Consider the following 23,128-nt stretch of genomic DNA (forward strand, 5'->3'; position numbering starts at 1 on the left):
TATTTTTCAACTATCTTTAAAGGAAACAAAATGTCCAAAAATCTTCTCAACTTAGCCATTTCTATCGCATTCGCTTGCATCACAGGCAATGCAATCGCAGAACAAAAAGTCACCGTGTTTGCTGCTGCCAGTTTAACCAACGCCATTTCAGAAATCGTGACTGACTATGAAAGCGCAAATCCGCAAAAGATTCAAACGTCTTTGGCTGCATCATCCATGCTTGCCAAGCAAATTGAAAATGGCGCACCGGCCGATATTTTTATATCAGCAGATACTAAATGGATGAATTACCTGCAAGATAAAGACTTGTTAAAAACAGACAGCAAAATAAATTTATTAGGCAATCGCCTTGTACTAATCGCCCCCAAGGGCAAAAGCTTTAAAGTAGATATGAAACCAGAATTTAATTTTACTAATGCTTTTGCAGGAAAATTGTGCACTGGCGAAGTGGAATCTGTGCCTGCGGGCATCTATGCCAAACAGTCGTTAAAAGCATTGAACTGGTGGGACGCGATTAAAGCACGCATCGTTGGATCACAAGATGTACGAGCCGCTTTAACACTGGTGGAACGTGCAGAATGCGATGCAGGGATTGTGTATGAAACAGACGCAAAAGTGACAGAAAAAGTTGAAACGATTGCAGCTTTTCCTGATGCCAGCCATGACGCAATTGTTTACCCGTTAAGCTTAACTAAAAATGCAAAACCTGAAGCAAGCAGTTTTTATGACTATTTAAAATCTGAAAAGGCAAAAGCGGTTTTTGTTAAATATGGGTTTACTGTACTTAAACCTTAATATTCTCAAACTTTAAATACACAATAGTTAACCAATATTTTTAGGAAAAATTCGTCATTTTATTTGTCGTTTAAGAATGTTGATCCAAGTACAAACGTTAATGGCACTGTATTCACTACAGTGCCATTAATTTAAATTTACAGCTTCTATCAAACTACTTGCGCTAATCTAGCTATGCAAAAAATCCAATAAATCTTGCGTTAATCTATCTTTCTCAGTTGCTGTAATGCCATGCGCAGCACCGTCATATTCAATTAGCGTGGCGTGTGGAATACCTTTTGCGGCTTCGCGTGCAGACGCATTGATTGGTACCGTTTTATCATCTGTGCCGTGGATGATTAATGTCGGCACTTTAAATGCGCTTAGATCTGGGCGGAAATCGGTTATTGCAAATGATTGCGCGCAAGCCAATGTGCTTTTTAAATTGGCTTGCATCGCCACACTGCGCGACCACTCTAATACTTCTTGGCTCACTGGGTTTGAAAGCAAGCCTACGCCGTAAAATGTTTTAAAGAAATTGGCAAAAAACGCGGCACGGTCTTCTTTCATTCCTGCGGTCATATCCTCAAATGTACTTTGCGGTGTGCCATTTGGATTATCTTCCGTTTTCAACATATATGGCACTATTGACGACACCAATACGGCTTTAGAAACCGATTTACCTGCGTGGCGCGACATATAACGCGCAACTTCGCCACCGCCCATTGAAAAGCCAACGATGGTTGCATCTTTTGCACCGGTTTGTTCAATGACTGCGGCTAAATCGTCGGCCAAAGTGTTGTAATCGTAACCATTAAAAGGATGCGTAGAGCGGCCGAAACCACGTCTATCGTACGAAATGCAGCGGAAACCAGCATCGGCAATCGCCATTGCTTGATCATCCCAACTATCGGATGACAGCGGCCAGCCATGTAGAAAAATCACTGGTTTGCCCGTGCCCCAATCTTTGTAAAACAATTTGGTTTGGTCTTGCGTGGTGATATAGCTCATGAAAAATCCTTCATAAAATTAAATATTGAAATGAAAAGTTTAAAAATTTAGAATTTAAAGGAGGTGATATTCAAATCACAGCTTTTCATTTATAAGTGTGTTATCTACCAGCATGCGGCAACGAATTTTTATGGTCTGTACGTTATCTAACACATTGATATAGCAGATTACTAGATAAGTAATTTGAGGCAGGTTAAGCCGAAAGGTTATTTATTTTTGCGCGAGCCGTAGATATTGGCATACACCCAAGTGAATTCTGCACCCATCAAAAACACTTGTGCCGAGTAATAAACCCACATCAACAATACGAGTAGTGAACCAGCTGCGCCATAACCACTGGCGATAGCGCTGGTGCCGATATAAACGCCGATTAATATTTTGCCAACGGTGAATAAAATGGAGGTAATGACAGATCCAACCAGCACATCTTTCCAAGCAATTTTTGCGCGCGGCATCAGCTTATAGATGAGTGCAAACATGGCGGTAGTAATCAGAAAACTAAAAAGTGCATTCAAGCTGGTGAGTAGAATAATCCAATCATTTTCTGCATTATTTAATACAGGTGCCCACCATTTGTTGATGGCAGAAAGGCCAGCACTTAACAATAAAGACACCATCGAAATAAAGCCGATACCTAATATCATGCCAAATGACAGCAGGCGCATATGGATTAAATTCCACCAACCACTGGTTTTAGCACGTTCTGGCGCGCGCCAAATTCGGTCTAGCGCATTTTGCAACTCACCAAACACACTGGTAGCACCGATTAACAGCAACACAACGCCAATAATGGTGGCAAAAATGCCTTCGGTTGGCTTGTTAACATTTTGCAGCAGAGCCTGAACTGCCATCGCACCTTGCTCACCCATTAAGTTTTGTAATTGCCCGACAATTTCGCCACGCGCGGCTTCTTCGCCAAATATAAGTCCAATAATAGACAACACAATCAGCAACAATGGCGCGATTGAAAACAGCGTATAAAACGACAACGCTGCGCCCATGCTGGGGGCGTAATCGTTATTCCAAGATTCAATGGTGGTCTTAATCAGTAACCATATTTTTTTCATACGCATTTATTTCAATTGTTTAAAAAGATAGTTTTAATCTGTGCCAATTAAACCTATTTTGAAAATAAATAGTCTGTGCGATAACGCACTTTTGCTTGAAAAGTGCTATTGCAGACATTAATAGATAAAACTTAACCCATTGAATAGGTTAAGTTTTTCGATAGATTACGCGTTAAACTAAATTCAAACCAACATCAACATTAGCCGTGTAACCTTCCGCTGTTTTTGTGGGCTTAAGCATTAATTGTTTGCCACCGTCCTCATAAATACGGTCGTTACTATTATTAGTTTTACGCTCACCTCTGCCCGCATAAGGCGATTGCGCAAAAATCTCATCGTTCAATTTGTCGTCAAAATAGAGTTGAGAGGTGAATTCGTGGCTTTTACCAGTCGCATCAGTAGCACGGATTTTAAAATGGATATGCACCGCTCTGCCGTCATACCAGCCTGGATAAACCGTGAAAAATTTCACAGCACCCAACTCATCCGTCAGCCGATATCCACGCAGAAACTTTCTACCTCGCGTATCAAAACTGCGGTCTTTTGCATCGGAATAAATACCGTCTGCATTGCAATGCCAAATATCAACAATAGCGTCTTTTATAGGTTTACAAGCACGGCTTCCTACAGCAAAAACATTCACAACCAAGGTTAATAGCGTGCCATCTTGTATCGAACCATCAGTTGGATCAAATCGAATATCTGAGCGCATCAGCTTTTCATCGACAAAATACGGCCCTTCAGTTTGCTCTGGTGTAACAACGCATGCCAGATTGGATGTGCTTTTGTTTTCCGATGCAACGCCGCAGCCAGTTATCAAACTGGCACCTGCAGCAGCCATCAGTTGTAGCGCATTACGGCGCGTAAAAGCATGGTTTGCTGAAGTTGTAGATTTGTCGTTTTGCATGTGATTGTATCCAGACAATGATTAAAAATGAGGAAAAATATATTTAAGAATATCGTTTGATTATTGTCACTTTGTACAGACAAATATTAACTGTTTTTTTGGGTTAAGTTTTGGCAATAAACCGTGCGCTGTATTTAAATAACGCTAAAAATTAAGACAAATTTAAACGATTTAACAAAGTGTTATTTTAATGCCGGACTTTGTAAACTTGTTATCAGGAATTGTAAATCTACGTAAGTTTAAAGCGCACACATTGATTGCACATTTGTTTCTGTTATAATGCGATTAATTCTCATTTGTATTTGAAGCGTATCTATACAAACGGCATTTTGTGTAATGCCCATCAAAACCACATTAAATCCAAACATGTAAAATTAGCCAGATATGCAAAATCAAATCAATCAAAAAAACCGAGCATTCTGGCTCAAACATCTTTACCGCTGGCATTGGATCAGCTCTGCTGCGTGTCTTATTGGCATGCTGCTATTTGCCTCAACGGGTATTACGCTGAACAATTCAACACACATCGAATCGCTGCCAGTAGTCGCGAAAAAATCGGCAACTATTCCTGCCGCACTTTTAAATCAGATTAAAGTAACTCCTTCAAATGATAAAGTCGCACTTCCCAAAGCGACAGCCGACTGGTTAAGCGATGCGATTGGTACCGAATTAGCTGGCGTACCTGGCGAATGGTCAGATGCTGAAGTGTATTTATCATTACCGCGCCCAGGTGGCGACGCATGGCTGGTGATAGATCGCGCCAGCGGTGAGGTAAGCTATGAGCAAACCGACCGCGGCTGGGTTTCTTATTTCAACGATCTGCACAAAGGCCGCAATACGGGAACAGCTTGGAGCTGGTTCTTAGATATCTTTTCAATCACTGCACTTGTGTTCTGCATCACCGGTTTATTTATGTTGCATATGCACGCAGGCAACCGCCCTGCTACTTGGCCCTTGGTCGGTTTGGGCGTTGTGTTGCCATTGGTTTTGGTGATTTTATTTATTCACTAAATTATTAATTCGTTACTTTTGCAGTTTTTATTTTTCATTTGTTTATAGGAGATATCGTCAATGCGTAAATGGGTTCCTGAATTTATATCTTTACCAGCTTTAGCACCAGCCTTATTGCCCGCATTGATTGCCGGCATGTTTGCTGGTCAGGCAGTTGCAGCGGAAATCAATCTAAAGGTGACGCTTCCCCAAATCAATTCGGCTGAATATCACCGCCCTTATGTGGCTATTTGGATTGAGAAGCCTGACCAAACTGTTGAAAAAAACTTGGCCGTTTGGTACAGCCAAAAGAAAACTGACAAGGGCGAGCAAAGCGACAAATGGCTGAAAGACTTACGCCAATGGTGGCGTAAAAGTGGTCGCGATCAAGCAATGCCATTGGATGGTGTGACAGGCGCAACCCGCCCTGTTGGCGAGCAAAAGTTAAGCTTTGTTGAAGGCAAATCACCTTTAGGTAATTTGCCAGCTGGCCAATATAACGTCGTAGTGGAATCTGTGCGCGAAAAAGGTGGGCGCGAGTTGGTTCGTGTGCCATTCACATGGCCGGCAAAAAATGCGGTTAGCGCTAAAGCGACAGGGCAAGAAGAGCTTGGCGACGTTGTTGTAGAGCTTAAGCCCTAATTTAAAAACTCTTTAAGGAATCACTATGAAACTCAAATTCATGAAACTCAAGTCCGCTTTATTATCTTTGGCAATTGGCATGTCAGCTTCTGCCGTGCATGCACATGGCGTTTGGATTACCTCTTCAAGCTCCGTTTTATCGGCACCTCAATTTGTGACCTTTGACGCTGCATCATCAAGCGTGCCATTTATCATTGATCATCGCCCACTAGCGATAGATTCACTCGTTATTATTGCGCCGGATGGCAGCAACGTTGCACCGGTTAATGTACTGAAAGGCGAGCTACGTACCGTGTTTGATGCCAAGCTTGAACAAAAAGGCACTTATCGTTTAGAAATGGTACGTTCTGGCTTCCGAGCAAACTGGAAAGATGCCGAAGACAAGCCAAAACGTTTTATGGGGACAGCCGAAGCATTAGCGAAAGAAGTGCCTGCTGATGCAAAAGAGTTGAAAGTGACTGAGTCAGTAAGCCGTATGGAAAACTTTATCACCGTTGGCAAACCTTCGGCATTAAAACAAACAGGTAAAGGTCTTGAGTTGGTCACGAGCACACACCCAAATGATTTAGTGGTTGGTGAGCCTGTTGAGCTTACGTTTCTTGTAGATGGTAAACCGACTGAAGGTGTTGAGGTTGAGATTATTCGCAATCAAACACGTTACAGAAACAAGCTTGATGAGAAAAAATACAAAACGGATAAAAACGGCAAAGTAAAAGTGACGCTACAAGACGCTGGTTTGTATTGGTTAGATGCTGATTTCAAAGATAATAATGTTTCAAACAAACTCGCAAAAGAACGCGCTTTGGCTTACGTGCTAACGCTGGAAGTATTGCCGCAATAAGCTGATGCGCCGCGTATTAATACCACAAAACCTGCAGGAACTGCCTCAGCAATTACCTATCGGTGAGCAGAAAATACTTTCCGGACAATCCATGGGAACAACTTGGACTGTCCGGTATATTAATACGCATAAACAATCAGATGATGCAGTTCGTGCATTGATTCAGCTTGAGCTGGATATTGTTATAACGCAAATGAGCACATGGCAAGAAGATTCAAATCTAAGTGTTTTCAATCGCGCTGATGCGAACACATGGCATGACTTACCAGCCCCATTTTTAAAGGTGCTGGATTGTGCATTAAAGATTGCCGCAGAAACCGATGGCGCTTTTGACCCAACTATTGGTCCGCTGGTTAATCTGTGGGGGTTTGGTCCAAATGGCGAAAGAACATCTCCGCCAAATGCTGATGAAGTAAAAGCGTTGCATGCTGATTGCGGTTGGCAAAAAATAAAATTAGATAGCAAAGGCATGCGCGCCTTGCAACCTGGTAATGTTTATGTCGATTTTTCAGGCATCGCAAAAGGTTATAGCGTAGACAGAATTGCACATGCGCTGACAGATGCAGGCATAGAAAATTACCTGATAGAAGTTGGCGGTGAGTTATACGGCGTTGGAATAAAGCCAGATGGGCAACCTTGGTGGATTGCGCTTGAAACTTCGCCAGTCGCTCAAACCGTTACTGAATCCATCATTGCACTACATGGATTAGCAGTAGCAACATCTGGCGATTATCGGCGTTATTTTGAGCATGATGGCAAGCATTACGCACATACAATCGACCCACGCACTGGCTTCCCAATTGACCGCGCAGTCAACGCATTAGTGTCTGTCACTGTGATTCATGCTGAATGTATGGTTGCTGATGCACTAGCAACCGCGCTTACTGTGATGGGCGTTAAATCAGCGCTGGCATACGCACAACAGAAAGATATCGCCGTGTTGTTGATTGAGCAAACGGCTGATGGTTTTGAAGAGCACCTTTCGCCCAAATTAATGGCGATGCTGGAATGAGAACTTTGTTTGCTAGTTTAAGATTTTCAAAATTAGCACTTTTAGGCACTTCCTTGCTAGCTTCTAATCCGTCTTATGCGGCTGGCACCAGTATCAGCTTGTCTCATACAATCAATGCGATTATTGCCGTTGCTCTATATCTTGTCTTCTGTGGCTGGTTTATCTGGCGCTACAAAAAGCGAACTGCTCAAGATTTGTTACAAAAAAAACTGGTTAACTCTAATGCAAATCTGCGCGATGAAAATAGCATTTTGATTGCCTATGCCAGCCAAACAGGCAATGCCGAACAGCTTGCGCAAAAAACAGCCGAATCACTCAAACTGACAGATTTAGCAGTCGAGATGCACGCGCTTTCAGCGGTTGATTATGCAATGTTAACGCGATTTACACGCGTGTTATTTATCGTGAGCACGACTGGAGAAGGCGATGCGCCCGATAATGCGCGCGATTTTTTGAGTAAAGTCATGCTGAATGATGCGAATCTTAACAAAATTCAATATGGAATTTTGGCGCTGGGAGATGCCAGTTACACGCACTTTTGCGGTTTCGGGCACACTTTAGATGCTTGGTTACAACACACACATGCTATGCCTTTGTTCGATATAGTCGAAGTCGACCGTAATGACGATGGCGCATTAAGGCACTGGCAATATCAGTTGGGCGTTTTAGCCAAAGATACCGAAATGGCTGATTGGAAGACGCCCGATTATCAACATTGGCAACTCACAGCCCGCACTTTGATGAATGAAGGCAGTGTGGGCGCGCCTGTTTACCACTTAAGACTAACAACACATATTAATGATATGCGATGGCAAGCGGGAGATATTGCAGAGGTTGGGCCACGTAATCCGCATCAATCGGTGGATATGTTCCTTAATCATTTTAAATTAGATGGTTCAGTCAAAATCAAGTCTGCGAATATGACTTTTCATGAAGCATTATTAGACAAGTTACTACCGCATGATGAAAACGGCTTTAAAGATTTTACTGTCTTAAATTTAGTTAACTTCAATTCAAATAGTTTTGATGTCGACGCCATTTTATCCACATTAAAAACATTGCCACATCGTGAATATTCCATTGCCTCTATTCCGCAAGATGGCGGGCTTGAGTTGCTTATTCGTCAAACACATTATGCTGATGGCAGGCTGGGTATTGGCTCTGGTTGGCTGACTGAATATGCCGCGATGAATAGCGATATTGCCTTACGCATACGTGAGAACACCGCATTTCACCCGCCAGCACACAATAGTCCGCTAATTTTAATCGGCAACGGTACTGGCATTGCTGGGTTAAGGGCGCATCTAAAAGCGCGCGCTGCCTTACAACAAAACAACAATTGGCTTATCTTTGGTGAACGTAACGCCGCGCATGACTTTTACTTTAGAGATGAATTACACCGTTGGCAGAAACAATTCTTATTAACAAGAATTGATACCGCTTTCTCGCGAGATCAAACCGAGAGTATTTATGTGCAAGATGTTGTAAAATCATCCGCATCCGATATGTTGAAATGGGTTGAAGATGGCGCAGCGATTTACGTATGTGGTAGCGCTAGCGGCATGGCGCCTGCGGTGCATAATGAGTTGCTTGAGATACTCGGCGAAACTACATTATCTACATTAACCACATCTGGCAGATATCGTCGGGATGTATATTAGATCCACGCCTTAAAAATCCAGCGTTCTCACAATATGAATGACTCTTAACTTTTACTGAAATATTCTGAATAGACTTATAGCCACTTATACATTACTAAGGCATCAACATAGCCTTTAGACGGATGGTTAAATGCTTTTGGCAACCGACCCACCGTATCAAAACCCAGATTATTCCATAATCTCACAGCCCCCTCATTACTAGATGCAACGAAATTAAATTGCATGGCTTTATAGCCGAGCTCTCTTGCAACGATTTGAGAGTGTTCGCACATGGCAGTGGCAAGCCCGCGTCCTCTGGCTTCGGTTGAAACCATATAACCGCAATTGCAAACATGATCACCTGGCCCGAGTTGATTAGTTTTTAAATAAAATGTACCCAAAACCTTACCATCCTCTTCAAACACATAGGCTATTCGCGGAGTATCAATCCAAATTTTAAATGCTTGTTCTTTGTTTGTATCGCGCGGGTAGGCATAAGTATCACCCGCCGATACCACTTGATGAAAGATTGACCAAATTTGGTCAAAATCTTTTTCTGTAGCCTTTCTAATATTCATAGCACCTTAACCTGAAAATATTATTTTACTGTGGCTATTATAATACTGAGCAGCCCTAGCATACCCTCAGCCCACGCAAAATCTGCTAGGACAAATTTAGAACATTGAGAGGATAAAAGGCAATAAAAAAACCAGCACTTAGGCTGGTTTCTTGTATGTTCTAGGACTACCTAAAACATGGAATTGGTAGGGCGTGCGGGGATCGAACCCACGACAAACGGATTAAAAGTCCGCTGCTCTACCAGCTGAGCTAACGCCCCATTATGAAACGGGTAATACTGGATATTGGTACTTAATTCGTAAGCAGTTTGAATGACTTTTGCTTTACCTACGAAAGGGCGCAATTATGCAAGAAACTCGGGCTTTGGTCAATGACAACCTGCTAAATAAATTAACTTTTTATATTCTTTATTTTTAAGCAGGCGTTTGTGATTAAAACAGCGGCTGTTTACAGCATGCAGATATGTATTACTTAAACAAATGTTGGGATTAACTTTATAAAAAACTTAAGTGATTAAATCGGTTAACTATTTAACGCATACCCGGCAATTTTCCGCCCATCATACCGCCCATGCCGCGCATCATTTTGGCCATGCCGCCTTTGCTGAACATTTTCATCATTTTCTGCGTTTCTTCAAACTGTTTTAACAAGCGATTCACTTCTTGCACTTGCACACCGCTACCGGCGGCGATGCGTTTTTTACGCGTGGCTTTAATCAATTCTGGTTTACGGCGTTCAAGCGGCGTCATGCTATTGATAATACCTTCAATACGGCGCAGCGATTTATCTGCATCCTCGTTATTCACTTTTGCGGCCATATTCGCCATTTGCGCTGGCATCTTATCCATTAACGCGCCCATGCCACCCATTTTGCGCATTTGACTCATTTGGCTTTTAAAATCTTCCAAATCGAACTTGCTGCCCGATTTGATTTTGTCTGCGACTTTTTGCGCTTCGGCCAAATCGACATTTTTATGCGCTTGCTCAATCAAGCCCAGCACATCGCCCATGCCCAATATACGTCCAGCCATACGGTCAGGATGAAAAGGTTCTAAACCGTCTACCTTTTCGCTCACGCCGATAAATTTAATCGGCTGACCTGTCACGTGCCGCACCGATAATGCCGCGCCGCCGCGTGCATCGCCATCTAACTTCGTTAATACCACGCCGGTTAATGGCAAAGTCTCGCCAAAAGCTTTAGCGGTATTCACTGCATCTTGGCCCTGCATCGCATCAACTACAAATAATGTTTCAATCGGATTTAATTGCGTATGCAACGCCTTGATTTCCGCCATCATCGCTTCATCAATACCCAAGCGGCCTGCCGTATCGAAAATCACCACATCGTAATAATTCTTTTTGGCGTGTTCTAAAGTTAATGCTGCGATTTCACTCGGCTTTTGGTTCGCGTTGCTGTCAAAACAGTCAATATCTAGCTGTTTAGCCAAAGTTTGCAGTTGTGCAATCGCCGCAGGGCGATAAATATCGGCACTAGCCAACAACACTTTTTTCTTTTGTTCTTTAAGTAATTTTGCCAGTTTGGCAGATGTCGTGGTTTTTCCAGAACCCTGCAAACCTGCCATCAAGATAATCGCTGGCGGTTGCGTAGATAAATTCAAGCCTACATTGGCTTTGCCCATTAACTCGGTTAGCTCATCATTCACCACTTCGATAACCGCTTGGCCTGGCGTTAAGCTCTGTAACACCTCTTTGCCTTGCGCACGCGCTTTCACGCGGCTGATAAATTCTTTTACCACAGGCAATGCCACATCAGCCTCTAGCAGAGCCATACGCACTTCACGCATCGCGTCGCTAATGTTGTCTTCAGTTAATCGCGCTTGACCTCGTAGGTTTTTGATGACGCCCTGTAAACGGCCGGTTAAATTTTCTAACATTTTGGGGGATTACCTTAAAAATTGCGCTTTTGGATTTCTAATTTTACATCAAGCTATGCTAATTAGACGAGTTTTGCCATAATTGTCATATGCAAAATTCAGTGCACTATTTCATTCCGTATTCGGTTGTGGCTTTTATTTATCTCGCAGTTGCTGCAGATTTTTGGCACACCACCAAAACAGCTACAAATACGCAGTCGCTTAAACTGCATTCCGCCATGATTGCCTTAGGCTTAATGTTGCACGGCTGGCTTTTGTACCGCGATATTTTTAGTGTTGGAAGCATTAACTTAGGGTTTTATTACGCGTTATCAGCGATTTTTTGGCTGACTGTGTTGGTCTATTGGTTGGCAGATCGAAAGCATGAGTTGCACAGCCTACAAGCTTTTGTATTGCCGCCCGCTGCGGTTTTTGTCTTATTACCCGCGTTTGCCATCAAAAACCATTATTTGCCTACAGCGCATGAAGGCTTATTTATGGCGCATATCGGCATTGCGATTTTGGCTTACAGCTTATTTACCTTTGCCGCTTTGCATGCCTTATTAATGACCATTGCTGATCGCAGCCTGCATAACAAACCTAGTTTAATCAAATTGCCTAGTTTTCCACCATTAATGGTGATGGAAAGCCTGTTGTTTAGAGTGATTACCATCGGATTTGTATTGCTAACATTGACATTAATAAGCGGCATGTTATTTAGCGAACAAATCTTTGGCAAACCATTGCAATGGAATCACAAAACGCTATTTTCGATTGCATCGTGGGTGATTTATGGCTGGTTATTATTTGGCCGCTATCAATACGGTTGGCGTGGGAAAAAAGCCATTAAACTGACTTTAACTGGCTTCTTATTGCTATTGCTGGCTTATATTGGCAGCCGTTTTGTACTGCAAGTATTATTGAATAAATAATGGTGTTAACTTTTAGTTAAGTATGTATTTACACCAGTTTTTTACTAGATACCGACCGGACTTAACCTTTAATTTAGCTCAAAAAATAAGCAATCGTTTTATAGCTGTTTAAGTTAATTAGCTTAGCGCAAACTAATTGCAAGCCAATTATGTTCTTTGGCATATGCGCTAAGCGTTTCATCCGCATCCACTGCTACAGGATTCGTCACCAATTTCATCAATGGCAAATCATTGTGTGAATCGCTATAGAAATAGCTTTTGTCAAAGCCAGTTAATGCTTGGCCTTTTTCCGCCAACCATTCATTAATCCGCGTCACCTTACCTGCTTGAAAACTCGGCACACCGCTCACGCCACCAGTAAATTGCCCATCAACCATTTCTGGATCAGTGCCAATTAAGTGCTCAATACCGTAAGCCGTTGCAATTGGCTTGGTCACAAAACTATTGGTGGCCGTGATAATCACGCATAAATCGCCTGCCGCTTTGTGCTTATTCACTAAGGCTTGTGCTTTATCCGTCATCATTGGCTTAATGACTTTATCCATATACTTAACGTGCAACTCATCCAAGAATTTTTTAGGATGCTGGCTGAGCGGTTGCAATTGGAATTTTAAAAAAGCAAAAATATCCAAATTGCCATTTTTGTAATCCAAATAAAACTGTTCATTGCGATCATGATGCGTTTTGGCATCCAACAAACCTTGGTCAATTAAAAACAAACTCCAGTTATAGTCAGAATCGCCCGCCAATAAAGTGTTATCAAGATCAAATAAAGCCAAATTCAAAATTTACTCCGTTACAATTAATCAAGTCTGTGAAAATATTAAGTCATTGAAAATAAATAGATAAGCGTGCGGCGACTTAACGCTATTTTTAGGCCAATTTCTCATTGTCCGCAGAAAGCACTAAAAAAACGCCGACTAATATCACCGCCAGCGCAATGTATTCAGTCGGTGTCACATGCTCATTCGCCAGCCAAATACCTACCGCAAATGCGACAATTGGGTTAACAAAAGTATTACTGCTGGCAACCAATGGACGCACCGTTTTAAGCAAATACTGGTAAGCGCTATAAGCAACGATTGAACCCAGCACGATTAAAAACAATATCGCCGCCCAAGATTTTACGCTGATTACGCTAGGATATTGTTCACCTTGAAATGCGCTGAATATTAATAACGCAATGCCGCCCATTAACATTTGGCAGGCGGGCGCCATTAATCCTGCTGGCATACTTAGTTGCTTACCCCAAACCGACCCAAACGACCAACTGGCCGCTGCAAAAATCAATAAAAACGCGCTAAATAATTGACCATGCAAACTGCCGCCCACATTTAATAACACGATACCAATTAAACCAACCGTGATGCCCAGCCATTCTTGGCGTGTTATTTTATGCCCCCAAAGCGATGAAAAAATCGCCATCCAAATCGGTGCCGTCGCAATAGAAAGCGCCGCCACACTGGATGAAACCGTTTGCTGCACATAACACACGGTGCCGTTACCTAACGCAGGTAACAAAATACCAACTGCCGTAGCGCCCAACCACTGCTGCTTTGTTGGATTTGGTGTGCCAAGAAAACGCATGACCACATACAACAAAGCACCGGCAACCGTAAATCGTATGCCCCCCATTAAAAAAGGCGGAAAACTTTCAATACCAAATTTAATCGCTAAGTAAGTCGAACCCCAGATAAAGTAGGTGCAAAATAGGGCAAGAATGATAAATAAAGTTTGGTTTTTATTGTGCATAAAAGATAGACTTTTTGTTAAAGCGGTCAAAGCACAAGGTGCTTGAGCGCAGACAGTACAATTAAGTACGGCAAGCGAAAAGCAACAAAGTATTTGGTCGATTTTACAAAAAAATCAAAGCTGTGGATTCATCTTTTCATTTTTTGAATACAACTTATTCAACCCATTCAAATACGCCTTGGCTGAAGCCACCACAATATCGGTATCGGCACCCTGCCCGTTCACAATACGCCCGCCTTTTGCCAAACGCACGGTCACTTCGCCCTGCGCATCGGTGCCGCTGGTGATGTTATTCACCGAATACAATTGCAATTCAGCACCGCTATTGACCATACTTTCAATCGCTTTAAACGTGGCATCCACAGGGCCGCCGCCATCTGCTTCTGCACGCTTTTCTACGCTGTTATCAGATAAAGTAATGATTGCGTGCGGCACTTCGCCTGTTTGCGAGGCAACTTGTAAATACACCAATTTGTAATTTTCACTAGCCTCATGCACGAATTCATCACTGACTAAAGCATGCAAATCTTCATCGAAAATCTCTGATTTCTTATCCGCTAAATTTTTGAAACGCGCAAAAGCAGCATTCATGGAATCCTCAGATTCCAACTCAATACCCAATTCTTTCAAACGTGTTCTAAAAGCATTGCGGCCAGATAATTTACCCAACGTTAATTTATTTGCGTTCCAGCCCACATCTTCCGCGCGCATAATTTCATACGTTTCGCGATGCTTTAATACGCCGTCTTGGTGAATGCCACTTTCGTGCGCAAATGCATTCGCCCCCACAATCGCTTTATTCGGCTGCACTGGGTAACCTGTAATCGTAGAAACCAATTTAGAAGTCGGCACGATTTGCGTAGTATCAATACTGGTTTCAAGCTTGAAAATGTCTTTACGTGTGCGCAACGCCATTACCACTTCCTCCAAGCTGGCATTGCCTGCGCGCTCGCCCAAACCGTTAATCGTGCATTCCACCTGACGCGCGCCGCCCATCACCGCAGCCAAAGAATTTGCAACCGCCATGCCCAAATCATTATGGCAATGTGTACTCCAAACCACTTTATCTGAGTTTTTGACGCGTTTAATCAATGTCGCCATCGTTTCGCCCCATGGCGCAGGAATCGAATAACCTACAGTATCTGGCACATTAATGGTTTTTGCGCCCGCCTCAATCACTGCATCAAACACACGCACCAAAAAGTCGATATCTGAACGTACCGCATCTTCGGCAGAGAATTCCACATCTGGCGTGTATTCCAACGCCCATTTAACCGCTTGCACTGCTCGCTCTAACACTTGGTCTTCCGTCATGCGCAACTTGTTTTCCATGTGGATTTTGCTGGTGGCGATAAACGTGTGGATGCGGCCAGAGGCAGCATGTTTAATCGCTTCACCTGCACGACGCACATCGTTCTCACTGGCACGCGCAAGTGAGCAAACGGTCGAGGTTTTCACTATTTTGGCAATTTCTGAAATAGCATCAAAATCACCTGGGCTGGCGGCGGCAAAGCCTGCTTCAATCACGTTAACACCCAATTTTTCAAGTTGGCGTGCGATACGGATTTTTTCCTCTTTAGTCATTGATGCACCAGGGCTTTGTTCGCCATCGCGCAAAGTGGTGTCAAATATAATAATTTGGTTGTTAGTTTGGTTTGCTGTGTTCATGTTTTATTTCCTAATGCTGTAGCTTGCTTCGATTATTGGTTAATCAATTGCGCAAAAGCTACAAATACAGTCATTTTACTCACTGTGTTGTTAACTAGCCAGCTTAACTATTGATTAATCATAGTTAAAACTAAGCACTAAAAAACAGTGAGCACGAAGTTATTTAAATTGGGTGGGGTTATCGTGCGCTAACGCGCAGCAGTGAAGCTGGGCGTAGCGCAGCAAGGCTTAAAAATAAGCTTGCGTAAAGTGGTGTTGCTTGGAATATCAAATGATTCAACATTTAATCAGTATCAGTATCAGTATCAGTATCAGTATCAGTATCAGTATCAGTATCAGTATCAGTATCAGTATCAGTATCAGTATTTAATGCTAGTGTTTCAAGTAGTTAACCGTGAATTTACGCTCAACCAGTTGTTTTTAATTAGCTTATGGCTTTTTTTGCAGCTCGCGCTTTTGCCCACAAAAAATAGCCAGATAATGCGTAGACCAGAACCACAGTAAACAAAACTTCTGGCGGACTGTAGGAGATCAGTACAAAAGCTAAAACAATCGCCAAAATAGCCACGAAAGGTACGCTCTGTTTTAAATTAATGTCTTTTCCGCTGTAAAACTTAAGATCGCTTACCATGCTGAGCGCCGCAAAAACCGTTAAGCCCCAAGCCATCCATTTCATCTGCAACGCGCCAAAAAATATTTCGCGACCATCCACATCATACTCATACGCCACCCATACAAAACCCGCCAACAATGCTGCTGCTGCTGGACTGGGCAAGCCTTGAAAATAACGCTTATCTTGATAATCATCGTCTAGCTTGGTATTAAAACGCGCCAATCTTAACGCCGCGCAGGCGCAATAAATAAAAGCTGCTATCCAGCCCAATTTCCCCATCGGCTTTAACGCCCACACATACATAATTAATGCTGGCGCCACACCAAAAGACACCATGTCGGACAAGCTATCGTATTCGGCTCCAAACGCGCTGGTGGTATTGGTCATGCGCGCCACACGTCCATCTAATCCATCCATCACCATGGCAATAAAAATGGCAATCGCAGATTGCTCAAAGTTAAAGTTCATCGCCTGCACAATGGCATAGAAGCCAGCAAATAAAGCCGCTGAGGTGAATAAATTGGGTAGCAAATAAATGCCGCGTGATTTTAATGTATCGACTTGTTTGCGTGGTGTGCGTGATTTAACAACAGCCATAATCGTCAGCCTGCTAATAAAATGATGTCTAAGTATAACAAAGCATGCTTATTTTACTTGTTCTAATTAAAAAGTTAACCAATAAATAGGGTTAAGTTTTTCGATGATGCAACAATACACTAGGTTTACTGAGTCGTAATTTAATGTAAGTACTCGCTTATGATAATATCGCGACTTAAAATTAATGCTTCAATTTAGGTTTAAATATGCAATTCACCCTTCACAAAACCGATGGCCTCGCCCGTCGCGGCACAGTTAGTTTGGCGCACGGCAATGTGCAAACGCCGGCGTTTATGCCAGTTGGCACTTACGGCACAGTTAAAGCCATGTCACCTTTAGAGTTAACAGAAATTGATGCACACATTGTGCTGGGTAATACATTCCATTTATGGTTACGTCCAGGCTTAGAAGTGGTTGCCGCGCATGGCGGTTTGCACAAATTTATGGGCTGGGATAAACCAATTCTGACGGATTCTGGCGGCTTTCAGGTGTGGAGCTTGGGCGCAATGCGCAAAATTTCAGAAGAAGGCGTTAAGTTTAAATCACCTATCAATGGCGACACCTGCTTTTTAACGCCAGAAGAATCCATGCGCATTCAAAAAGTATTGAATAGTGACATTGTGATGATTTTTGACGAATGTACGCCATACCCCGCCACACATAAAGAAGCGAACGACTCCATGCAATTAAGTTTGCGTTGGGCTAGACGTAGCAAAGATGCGCATCAAGGCAACGCAAATGCACTATTTGGAATTATTCAAGGTGGCATGTTTGAAGATTTACGTGATATTTCATTAAACGGTTTGGTGGATATCGATTTTGACGGTTTTGCGATTGGCGGGCTTTCTGTTGGCGAACCTAAAGAAGATATGTTGCGTATTTTGGCGCACACAGCTCCTAAAATGCCACAAAATAAGCCGCGTTACTTAATGGGCGTTGGTACACCAGAAGATTTAGTCGCCGCCGTTTCGCAAGGTGTGGATATGTTTGATTGCGTCATGCCAACCCGCAATGCGCGTAATGGCTGGCTGTTTACTCAATATGGTGATATCAAAATCAAGAACGCGTTTTATAAACTAGATACGCAACCGCTAGACGCCGATTGCGCATGTTACACCTGTCGCAACTTCACCCGCGCTTATCTGCACCATCTGCATAAAGTAGGTGAAATCTTAGGCGCACGCTTAAATACCATCCATAACTTGCACTATTACCAAGTATTAATGCAAGGCATGCGCGGCGCGATTGAAAATGACACTTTTACGCAGTTTAAATCAGAGTTTGCAGCAAAACGCGCACGCCTCTCAAGCTGAACAGTCTGTGCTAAAATCGCACAGTTAAAAATTATTTGAAAGTTATCCGCATGTTAAACAATCTATTTATTAGTAACGCACACGCAGCTCCAGCCGCTCCAGGTGGTGATTTATTGAGCTTTTTACCTATTTTAATTATTTTTGCTTTATTTTATTTCATGCTGATTCGCCCGCAAATGAAGCAAGCGAAATTGCAAAAAGCGATGATTGAAAGCTTAAAAGCGGGCGATGAAGTAGCAACAACTGGCGGCGTGATTGGCAAAATCACTAAAGTGAGTGACAGCTTTGTGAGTATTGAAATTGCAACGAATACCACAGTGAATGTGCAAAAACATGCGGTGCAAACTTTATTACCGCCGGGCACGATTAAAGGCATTTAAGCAACATTTGAAAGCTAGCTCAATTTTTGCTAGCTTTCTTGTTTGAGACTTAACACTCAAAAACCATTAACTTTTAATTAGCATCTTTTTAAACCAATATTTTTTAAACTAAAATCGCTTCGAGTTAGATCAGTAATTTTAGTACTTTTGAGCCGCATTTATGAACCGCTACCCTACCTGGAAATACATTCTAATTGCCGTTGTCATTCTAATTGGGTTGTTGTACACCATACCCAACTTTTTTGGTGAATCGCCAGCGGTGCAAGTGAGCCCTGCAAAAACATCATTAAAAGCGGATGCTGCTTTACTCAATAAAGTTGAAGCGACGCTTAAATTAGCCAACGTGCCGTTTAATGGTATTTACTTGGATGCAACTGGCGTGAAAGTGCGCTTTGCTGACCCTGAAGCGCAAATTAAGGCGAAAGATAAGTTAATCGCTAATTTGGGCAAAGATTACACAGTCGCGTTGAATCTATTATCGCAAACACCAAACTGGTTATTAGGCATTGGCGCAAAACCGATGTATTTGGGTTTGGATTTACGTGGCGGCGTGCATTTTCTGTTGCAAGTAGATATGAAAGCAGCGTTAGATAAATCAGCTGAAAGTAGCGTGGGTGATTTCCGCACAACGCTACGTCGCGAAAAAGTAAACTACTTTGGTATTTCACGCGAAGGTCAAAAAGTAGAAGTACGTTTTAGCGATAGAAAAGATTTAGAAGCCGCGCGTAAAGTATTAGCAAAAGACTTCCCCGATTTAACGCTGAACGATTCAACTTCTGGCAAAGAGCAAGTGTTAACTGCCAGCATTGGTGAAGCGGCGAAAAAGAAAATTCAGGAATTCGCACTTAAACAAAACTTACAAACTTTGCATAACCGTATTAACGAGTTAGGCGTTGCCGAGCCAATCGTGCAGCAACAAGGTTTTGACCGCATTGTAGTTCAATTGCCAGGTGTGCAAGATACTGCAAAAGCCAAAGAGATTTTAGGCCGCACTGCGACACTAGAAATCCGCATGGTCGATGAAGATAAAAAAGACATGGCCACGCTTGAAGCTGCTGCAAAAGGCCAAGTGCCTTTTGGTGACGAAGTATATAAAGACCGTGCTGGCAATCCAATTTTAGTTAAAAAGAATGTGGTATTAACTGGCGACCGTATTACCGACGCTGGTCCTGGTGTGAATGGCCAAACTGGTGGCTCAATTGTCAATGTGACTTTAGATGGCCGCGGTGCTGGCATCTTTAGAAACGTAACACGCGATAACGTGGGCAAACGCATGGCGATTTTGCTGATTGAAAAAGGCAATGCCGAAGTGATTACTGCACCGGTGATCAATGAAGAAATCGGCGGCGGACGTGTACAGATTTCTGGCATGGCGAATACACAAGAAGCGACTGATATTGCATTGCTATTACGCGCTGGTGCGTTGGCAGCACCAATGGAAATCATTGAAGAACGTACCGTTGGCCCAAGCATGGGTGAAGAAAACATCAAACGCGGCGTGCACTCTACGTTGTGGGGCTTTGCTGCCATTGCAGTGATGATGATGATTTACTACGTGGTTTTTGGCGGCGTTTCTGTATTAGCGCTGGGTATTAACTTATTATTATTAGTCGCTATTTTATCGATGTTACAAGCCACACTTACCTTGCCTGGCTTGGCTGCGATTGCATTGGCACTTGGTATGGCAATTGACGCTAACGTGTTGATTAATGAGCGGATTCGTGAGGAGTTACGCAATGGCAATACACCGCAAGCGAGCATTCATGCGGGTTACGACAGAGCTTTCGATACCATTTTAGACTCTAACGTAACGACATTAATCGCCGGTTTAGCACTGTTTATGTTCGGTACAGGCCCAATTAAAGGTTTTGCCGTGGTGCATGTGTTGGGTATATTAACCTCTATGTTCAGTGCAGTTTTAGTATCACGCGCGATTGTGAATCTGATTTATGGTTACCGCCGTAAAGTGACTAACCTTTCAATCGGGCAGATTTATAAAGCATAAACGAAACAAGCCGTTATTCCCGCTTTCGTGGGAATAACGGAACGAGTTTTCACTAGCAACCAAATATGTACCAACCAATTATTTAGAGTAAAAATTATGGAATTATTTAGAATTAAAAAAGATATCCCATTTATGAGCTACGGCCGTTTAACGACGGCTGTTTCGCTTCTCACGTTTTTACTGGCGGTATTTTTTCTTTGGTCTAAAGGCCTCAATTACGGCGTAGATTTCACTGGTGGCACGGTGATGGAAGTGAATTACCCGCAAACCGCCAAAATCGATAGCATTCGTGAAGCGGTTGATTCAATCGGGCTAAAAGATGCGACTGTGCAAAACTTTGGTACCAGTCATGATGTGTTGATTCGCTTACCGCTGAAAAAAGACATGTCGATTGCGCAATTGTCTGAAACTGTGACCAAAGCTTTGCAAACTGCAGACCCAACCGCTGAAGTGCGTCGTGTAGAATCAGTTGGCTCACAAGTGGGCGATGAGTTATATGCAAGCGGCGGATTAGCACTGCTATTGGTTTGTGCTGGCATTATGGCTTACTTAGCGATTCGTTTCGAATGGCGTTTTGCCGTAGCCGCGATTATCGCCAACATGCATGATGTGGTGATCATTTTAGGTTTCTTTGCATTCTTTCAATGGGAGTTTAACTTAACCGTACTGGCCGCTATTTTGGCCGTGTTAGGTTACTCGGTGAATGAATCGGTCGTGGTTTTTGACCGAGTACGCGAAAACTTCCGCAAAATGCGTAAAGCTAACGTGGTTCAAGTGATTGATAATGCCATCACGCGTACTATGTCGCGCACGGTGATTACACACTTAATGACACAAACCATGGTGGGTTCAATGTTGTTATTTGGGGGCGAAGTGTTACACAACTTTGCGCTGGCGCTGACGATTGGTATTTTATTTGGTATCTACTCTTCAGTATTGGTTGCTTGCCCAATTGCGATGTATTTGGGTGTTAATCGCGCTAATTTAATTGGTGATGTAGAGAAAAAAGACAATAAAAAAGATGCAGATGATGCGGCAGAAGCACTGTCTTAATCAACTCAGTTAATTAAAGCTATTCATCGATAACTAATTTTTAAGCAAAATTAAGTGTTAACTTAAACTTAACTACTTGATTTTTAAATGAATAAACAGGTAAACTGATTACCTGTTTATTTTTGCGTTTCACATCACTTGGATAATATTCCCATTCCCTTACAGCTTGGCGTTCTAGCCTTGCTGCTGCTTATTTCTGGCTTTTTCTCTGTCGCTGAAACCAGCTTGATGTCGCTTAACCGTTATCGGTTGCGGCATTTGGTTAAAGAAGGCAACCGCGGCGCGCGTTTAGCCAGTAGTTTATTGGCTAAAACCGACAAATTGCTTGGCGTGATTTTGCTATGCAATAATTTTGCTAACGCCGCATCTGCGACACTTGTCACCATTATTACAGTTGAACTGTTTGGTGAAGGCGAATGGGTGTTGATGTTCGGCACCTTGGCTGTCACTTTCGCGATTTTAGTTTTTAGCGAGATTTCACCAAAAGTCATTGCGGCGGCATATCCAGAAAAATTAGGTATTATCTGCAGCTACATTTTATATCCGCTGTTAAAAATTCTGTATCCAGCCGTTTGGTTTATCAATCTATTTGTTGAAGGTTTGCTGAAACTATTAAGGGTGAATATCAACTTCAGCGAGAGTTCGCAATCGCTTACTATGGACGAATTACGCAGCATTGTGACGGATGCTGGGCATTTTATGCCGAAAAAACACCGCACTATTTTGCTTAACTTGTTTGATTTGGAAAAAATCACCATAGATGACGTGATGACCGCGCATACATTGGTTGAAGTCATTGATTTTGACGCGCCAATCGATGATATTCTGCAACGAATTTCAAACAGTCATCACACGCGTTTGCCCGCGCGCGAAGGCGATAATGAAGAGATTATCGGTATTATTCATGTGCGCAAAGTCATTAATCAGTTGCGCAGTTATCAGCAGGACGCAGAGATTAGCAAAGAAACCTTACGTGAAGTCATCAGCGAGCCTTATTTCGTTCCTTCTGGCACGCCGCTTTATACGCAGATTCAGCAGTTTCAAGAACATCAAGAACGGATTGCTTTGGTTGTAGATGAATATGGCGAATTCAAAGGCTTGGTGACACTGGAAGATATATTAGAAGAAGTGATTGGCGACTTCACTACGCAATCGCCTAGCCGAGTCGGTAGTTATCGCCAAGAGGCAGATGGCAGCTGGTTGGTTGATGGTAGTAGCGCGCTGCGTAATCTGAATAAAAAACTCAGTATCAATTTGCCGCTAGATGGCCCGCGCACACTTAACGGTTTAATTCTGGAACATTTTGAAGATATTCCTGAACCTGGCACCAGTTTTAGAATCAATACTCACACGATTGAAATCATGCAGACGCAAGATAGAATCGTCAAAAGCGTCAAAATATTCCCCTAATTATATTTAATCTATATATCCCTACTCATATTGGGCTTGAAATTTTCTGTAGTCGGCTCAAAATAGAA

The 23,128-nt window shown here is 42.7% G+C and carries 21 protein-coding genes and 1 tRNA gene; 12 read left to right on the forward strand and 10 right to left on the reverse strand.

Annotation, left to right across the window (positions count from 1 at the left end; translation table 11 throughout):
- Positions 1-30: 30 nt before the first annotated feature.
- Complete coding sequence (gene modA / locus METVE_RS0101735) at positions 31-795, forward strand: molybdate ABC transporter substrate-binding protein (protein WP_020166725.1); 765 nt, start codon at positions 31-33, stop codon at positions 793-795.
- A gap of 168 nt (positions 796-963) precedes the next feature.
- Here the strand turns inward: modA and METVE_RS0101740 are convergent, their stop codons facing one another.
- From METVE_RS0101740 to METVE_RS0101750, 3 genes are all read right to left on the reverse strand, one after another.
- The gene (locus METVE_RS0101740; RefSeq protein WP_020166726.1) at positions 964-1,785 is read right to left on the reverse strand and encodes an alpha/beta fold hydrolase; all 822 of its coding nucleotides are present in this window, start codon (positions 1,783-1,785) and stop codon (positions 964-966) included.
- A gap of 206 nt (positions 1,786-1,991) precedes the next feature.
- Positions 1,992-2,852, reverse strand: a complete 861-nt coding sequence (locus tag METVE_RS0101745) for a YihY/virulence factor BrkB family protein (protein WP_020166727.1) — start codon at positions 2,850-2,852, stop codon at positions 1,992-1,994.
- A gap of 172 nt (positions 2,853-3,024) precedes the next feature.
- A complete protein-coding gene (locus tag METVE_RS0101750) occupies positions 3,025-3,759 on the reverse strand; it encodes an intradiol ring-cleavage dioxygenase (protein WP_020166728.1) in 735 nt (244 codons plus the stop codon).
- 384 nt (positions 3,760-4,143) lie between these two features.
- Here METVE_RS0101750 and METVE_RS0101755 point away from each other — a divergent pair, with 384 nt between their 5' ends.
- From METVE_RS0101755 to METVE_RS0101775, 5 genes are read left to right on the forward strand one after another with little or no spacing between them, the layout of a single operon-like run.
- Positions 4,144-4,770: a PepSY-associated TM helix domain-containing protein gene (locus tag METVE_RS0101755; protein WP_020166729.1), complete on the forward strand. Its 627-nt coding sequence runs from the start codon at positions 4,144-4,146 to the stop codon at positions 4,768-4,770.
- 60 nt (positions 4,771-4,830) lie between these two features.
- Positions 4,831-5,391 (forward strand): DUF2271 domain-containing protein, encoded by a 561-nt coding sequence (locus METVE_RS0101760; protein ID WP_020166730.1) that lies wholly within the window; start codon positions 4,831-4,833, stop codon positions 5,389-5,391.
- A 25-nt stretch (positions 5,392-5,416) separates the two neighbouring features.
- A complete protein-coding gene (locus tag METVE_RS0101765; protein WP_020184154.1) occupies positions 5,417-6,232 on the forward strand; it encodes a DUF4198 domain-containing protein in 816 nt (271 codons plus the stop codon).
- A 4-nt stretch (positions 6,233-6,236) separates the two neighbouring features.
- Complete coding sequence (locus METVE_RS0101770) at positions 6,237-7,244, forward strand: FAD:protein FMN transferase (RefSeq protein WP_020184155.1); 1,008 nt, start codon at positions 6,237-6,239, stop codon at positions 7,242-7,244.
- The gene (locus tag METVE_RS0101775; protein WP_020166733.1) at positions 7,241-8,905 is read left to right on the forward strand and encodes a sulfite reductase subunit alpha; all 1,665 of its coding nucleotides are present in this window, start codon (positions 7,241-7,243) and stop codon (positions 8,903-8,905) included. The genes METVE_RS0101770 and METVE_RS0101775 overlap by 4 nt, the downstream gene beginning before the upstream one ends.
- Before the next feature lie 74 nt (positions 8,906-8,979).
- On the opposite strand, the gene METVE_RS0101780 is transcribed toward METVE_RS0101775, so the two are convergent.
- The 3 genes from METVE_RS0101780 to ffh form a co-directional block, all read right to left on the reverse strand.
- Positions 8,980-9,462, reverse strand: a complete 483-nt coding sequence (locus METVE_RS0101780; RefSeq protein WP_020166734.1) for a GNAT family N-acetyltransferase — start codon at positions 9,460-9,462, stop codon at positions 8,980-8,982.
- A gap of 184 nt (positions 9,463-9,646) precedes the next feature.
- Positions 9,647-9,722: transfer RNA gene (locus METVE_RS0101785), tRNA-Lys, on the reverse strand.
- 271 nt (positions 9,723-9,993) lie between these two features.
- Positions 9,994-11,358: a signal recognition particle protein gene (ffh, locus tag METVE_RS0101790; RefSeq protein WP_020166735.1), complete on the reverse strand. Its 1,365-nt coding sequence runs from the start codon at positions 11,356-11,358 to the stop codon at positions 9,994-9,996.
- A gap of 89 nt (positions 11,359-11,447) precedes the next feature.
- Here ffh and METVE_RS0101795 point away from each other — a divergent pair, with 89 nt between their 5' ends.
- A complete protein-coding gene (locus METVE_RS0101795; protein ID WP_020166736.1) occupies positions 11,448-12,269 on the forward strand; it encodes a cytochrome C assembly family protein in 822 nt (273 codons plus the stop codon).
- Positions 12,270-12,391: 122 nt separating this feature from the next.
- Here METVE_RS0101795 and METVE_RS0101800 read toward each other — a convergent pair whose 3' ends face one another.
- From METVE_RS0101800 to pssA, 4 genes are all read right to left on the reverse strand, one after another.
- The gene (locus METVE_RS0101800) at positions 12,392-13,054 is read right to left on the reverse strand and encodes an HAD family hydrolase (RefSeq protein ID WP_020166737.1); all 663 of its coding nucleotides are present in this window, start codon (positions 13,052-13,054) and stop codon (positions 12,392-12,394) included.
- Positions 13,055-13,142: 88 nt separating this feature from the next.
- Complete coding sequence (yedA, locus tag METVE_RS0101805; RefSeq protein WP_020166738.1) at positions 13,143-14,021, reverse strand: drug/metabolite exporter YedA; 879 nt, start codon at positions 14,019-14,021, stop codon at positions 13,143-13,145.
- Between the two features lie 114 nt (positions 14,022-14,135).
- Positions 14,136-15,689, reverse strand: a complete 1,554-nt coding sequence (locus tag METVE_RS0101810) for a 2-isopropylmalate synthase (protein WP_020166739.1) — start codon at positions 15,687-15,689, stop codon at positions 14,136-14,138.
- Between the two features lie 424 nt (positions 15,690-16,113).
- Complete coding sequence (gene pssA / locus METVE_RS0101815) at positions 16,114-16,899, reverse strand: CDP-diacylglycerol--serine O-phosphatidyltransferase (RefSeq protein ID WP_020166740.1); 786 nt, start codon at positions 16,897-16,899, stop codon at positions 16,114-16,116.
- Between the two features lie 206 nt (positions 16,900-17,105).
- Here pssA and tgt point away from each other — a divergent pair, with 206 nt between their 5' ends.
- From tgt to METVE_RS0101840, 5 genes are all read left to right on the forward strand, one after another.
- Positions 17,106-18,212, forward strand: coding sequence for a tRNA guanosine(34) transglycosylase Tgt (gene tgt, locus METVE_RS0101820; protein ID WP_020166741.1), 1,107 nt, complete (start codon positions 17,106-17,108; stop codon positions 18,210-18,212).
- A gap of 50 nt (positions 18,213-18,262) precedes the next feature.
- The gene (yajC, locus tag METVE_RS0101825) at positions 18,263-18,592 is read left to right on the forward strand and encodes a preprotein translocase subunit YajC (RefSeq protein ID WP_020166742.1); all 330 of its coding nucleotides are present in this window, start codon (positions 18,263-18,265) and stop codon (positions 18,590-18,592) included.
- 160 nt (positions 18,593-18,752) lie between these two features.
- Positions 18,753-20,597, forward strand: coding sequence for a protein translocase subunit SecD (secD, locus tag METVE_RS0101830; RefSeq protein ID WP_020166743.1), 1,845 nt, complete (start codon positions 18,753-18,755; stop codon positions 20,595-20,597).
- A gap of 96 nt (positions 20,598-20,693) precedes the next feature.
- Complete coding sequence (gene secF / locus METVE_RS0101835) at positions 20,694-21,650, forward strand: protein translocase subunit SecF (RefSeq protein WP_020166744.1); 957 nt, start codon at positions 20,694-20,696, stop codon at positions 21,648-21,650.
- A gap of 138 nt (positions 21,651-21,788) precedes the next feature.
- Positions 21,789-23,060 carry an HlyC/CorC family transporter gene (locus METVE_RS0101840; protein WP_020166745.1) on the forward strand — a complete coding sequence of 424 codons (1,272 nt, stop codon included), beginning with the start codon at positions 21,789-21,791 and terminating at the stop codon, positions 23,058-23,060.
- The last annotated feature ends 68 nt before the right edge of the window (positions 23,061-23,128 follow it).

The organism is Methylotenera versatilis 79 (assembly GCF_000384375.1).
Classification (GTDB): domain Bacteria; phylum Pseudomonadota; class Gammaproteobacteria; order Burkholderiales; family Methylophilaceae; genus Methylotenera_A; species Methylotenera_A versatilis_B.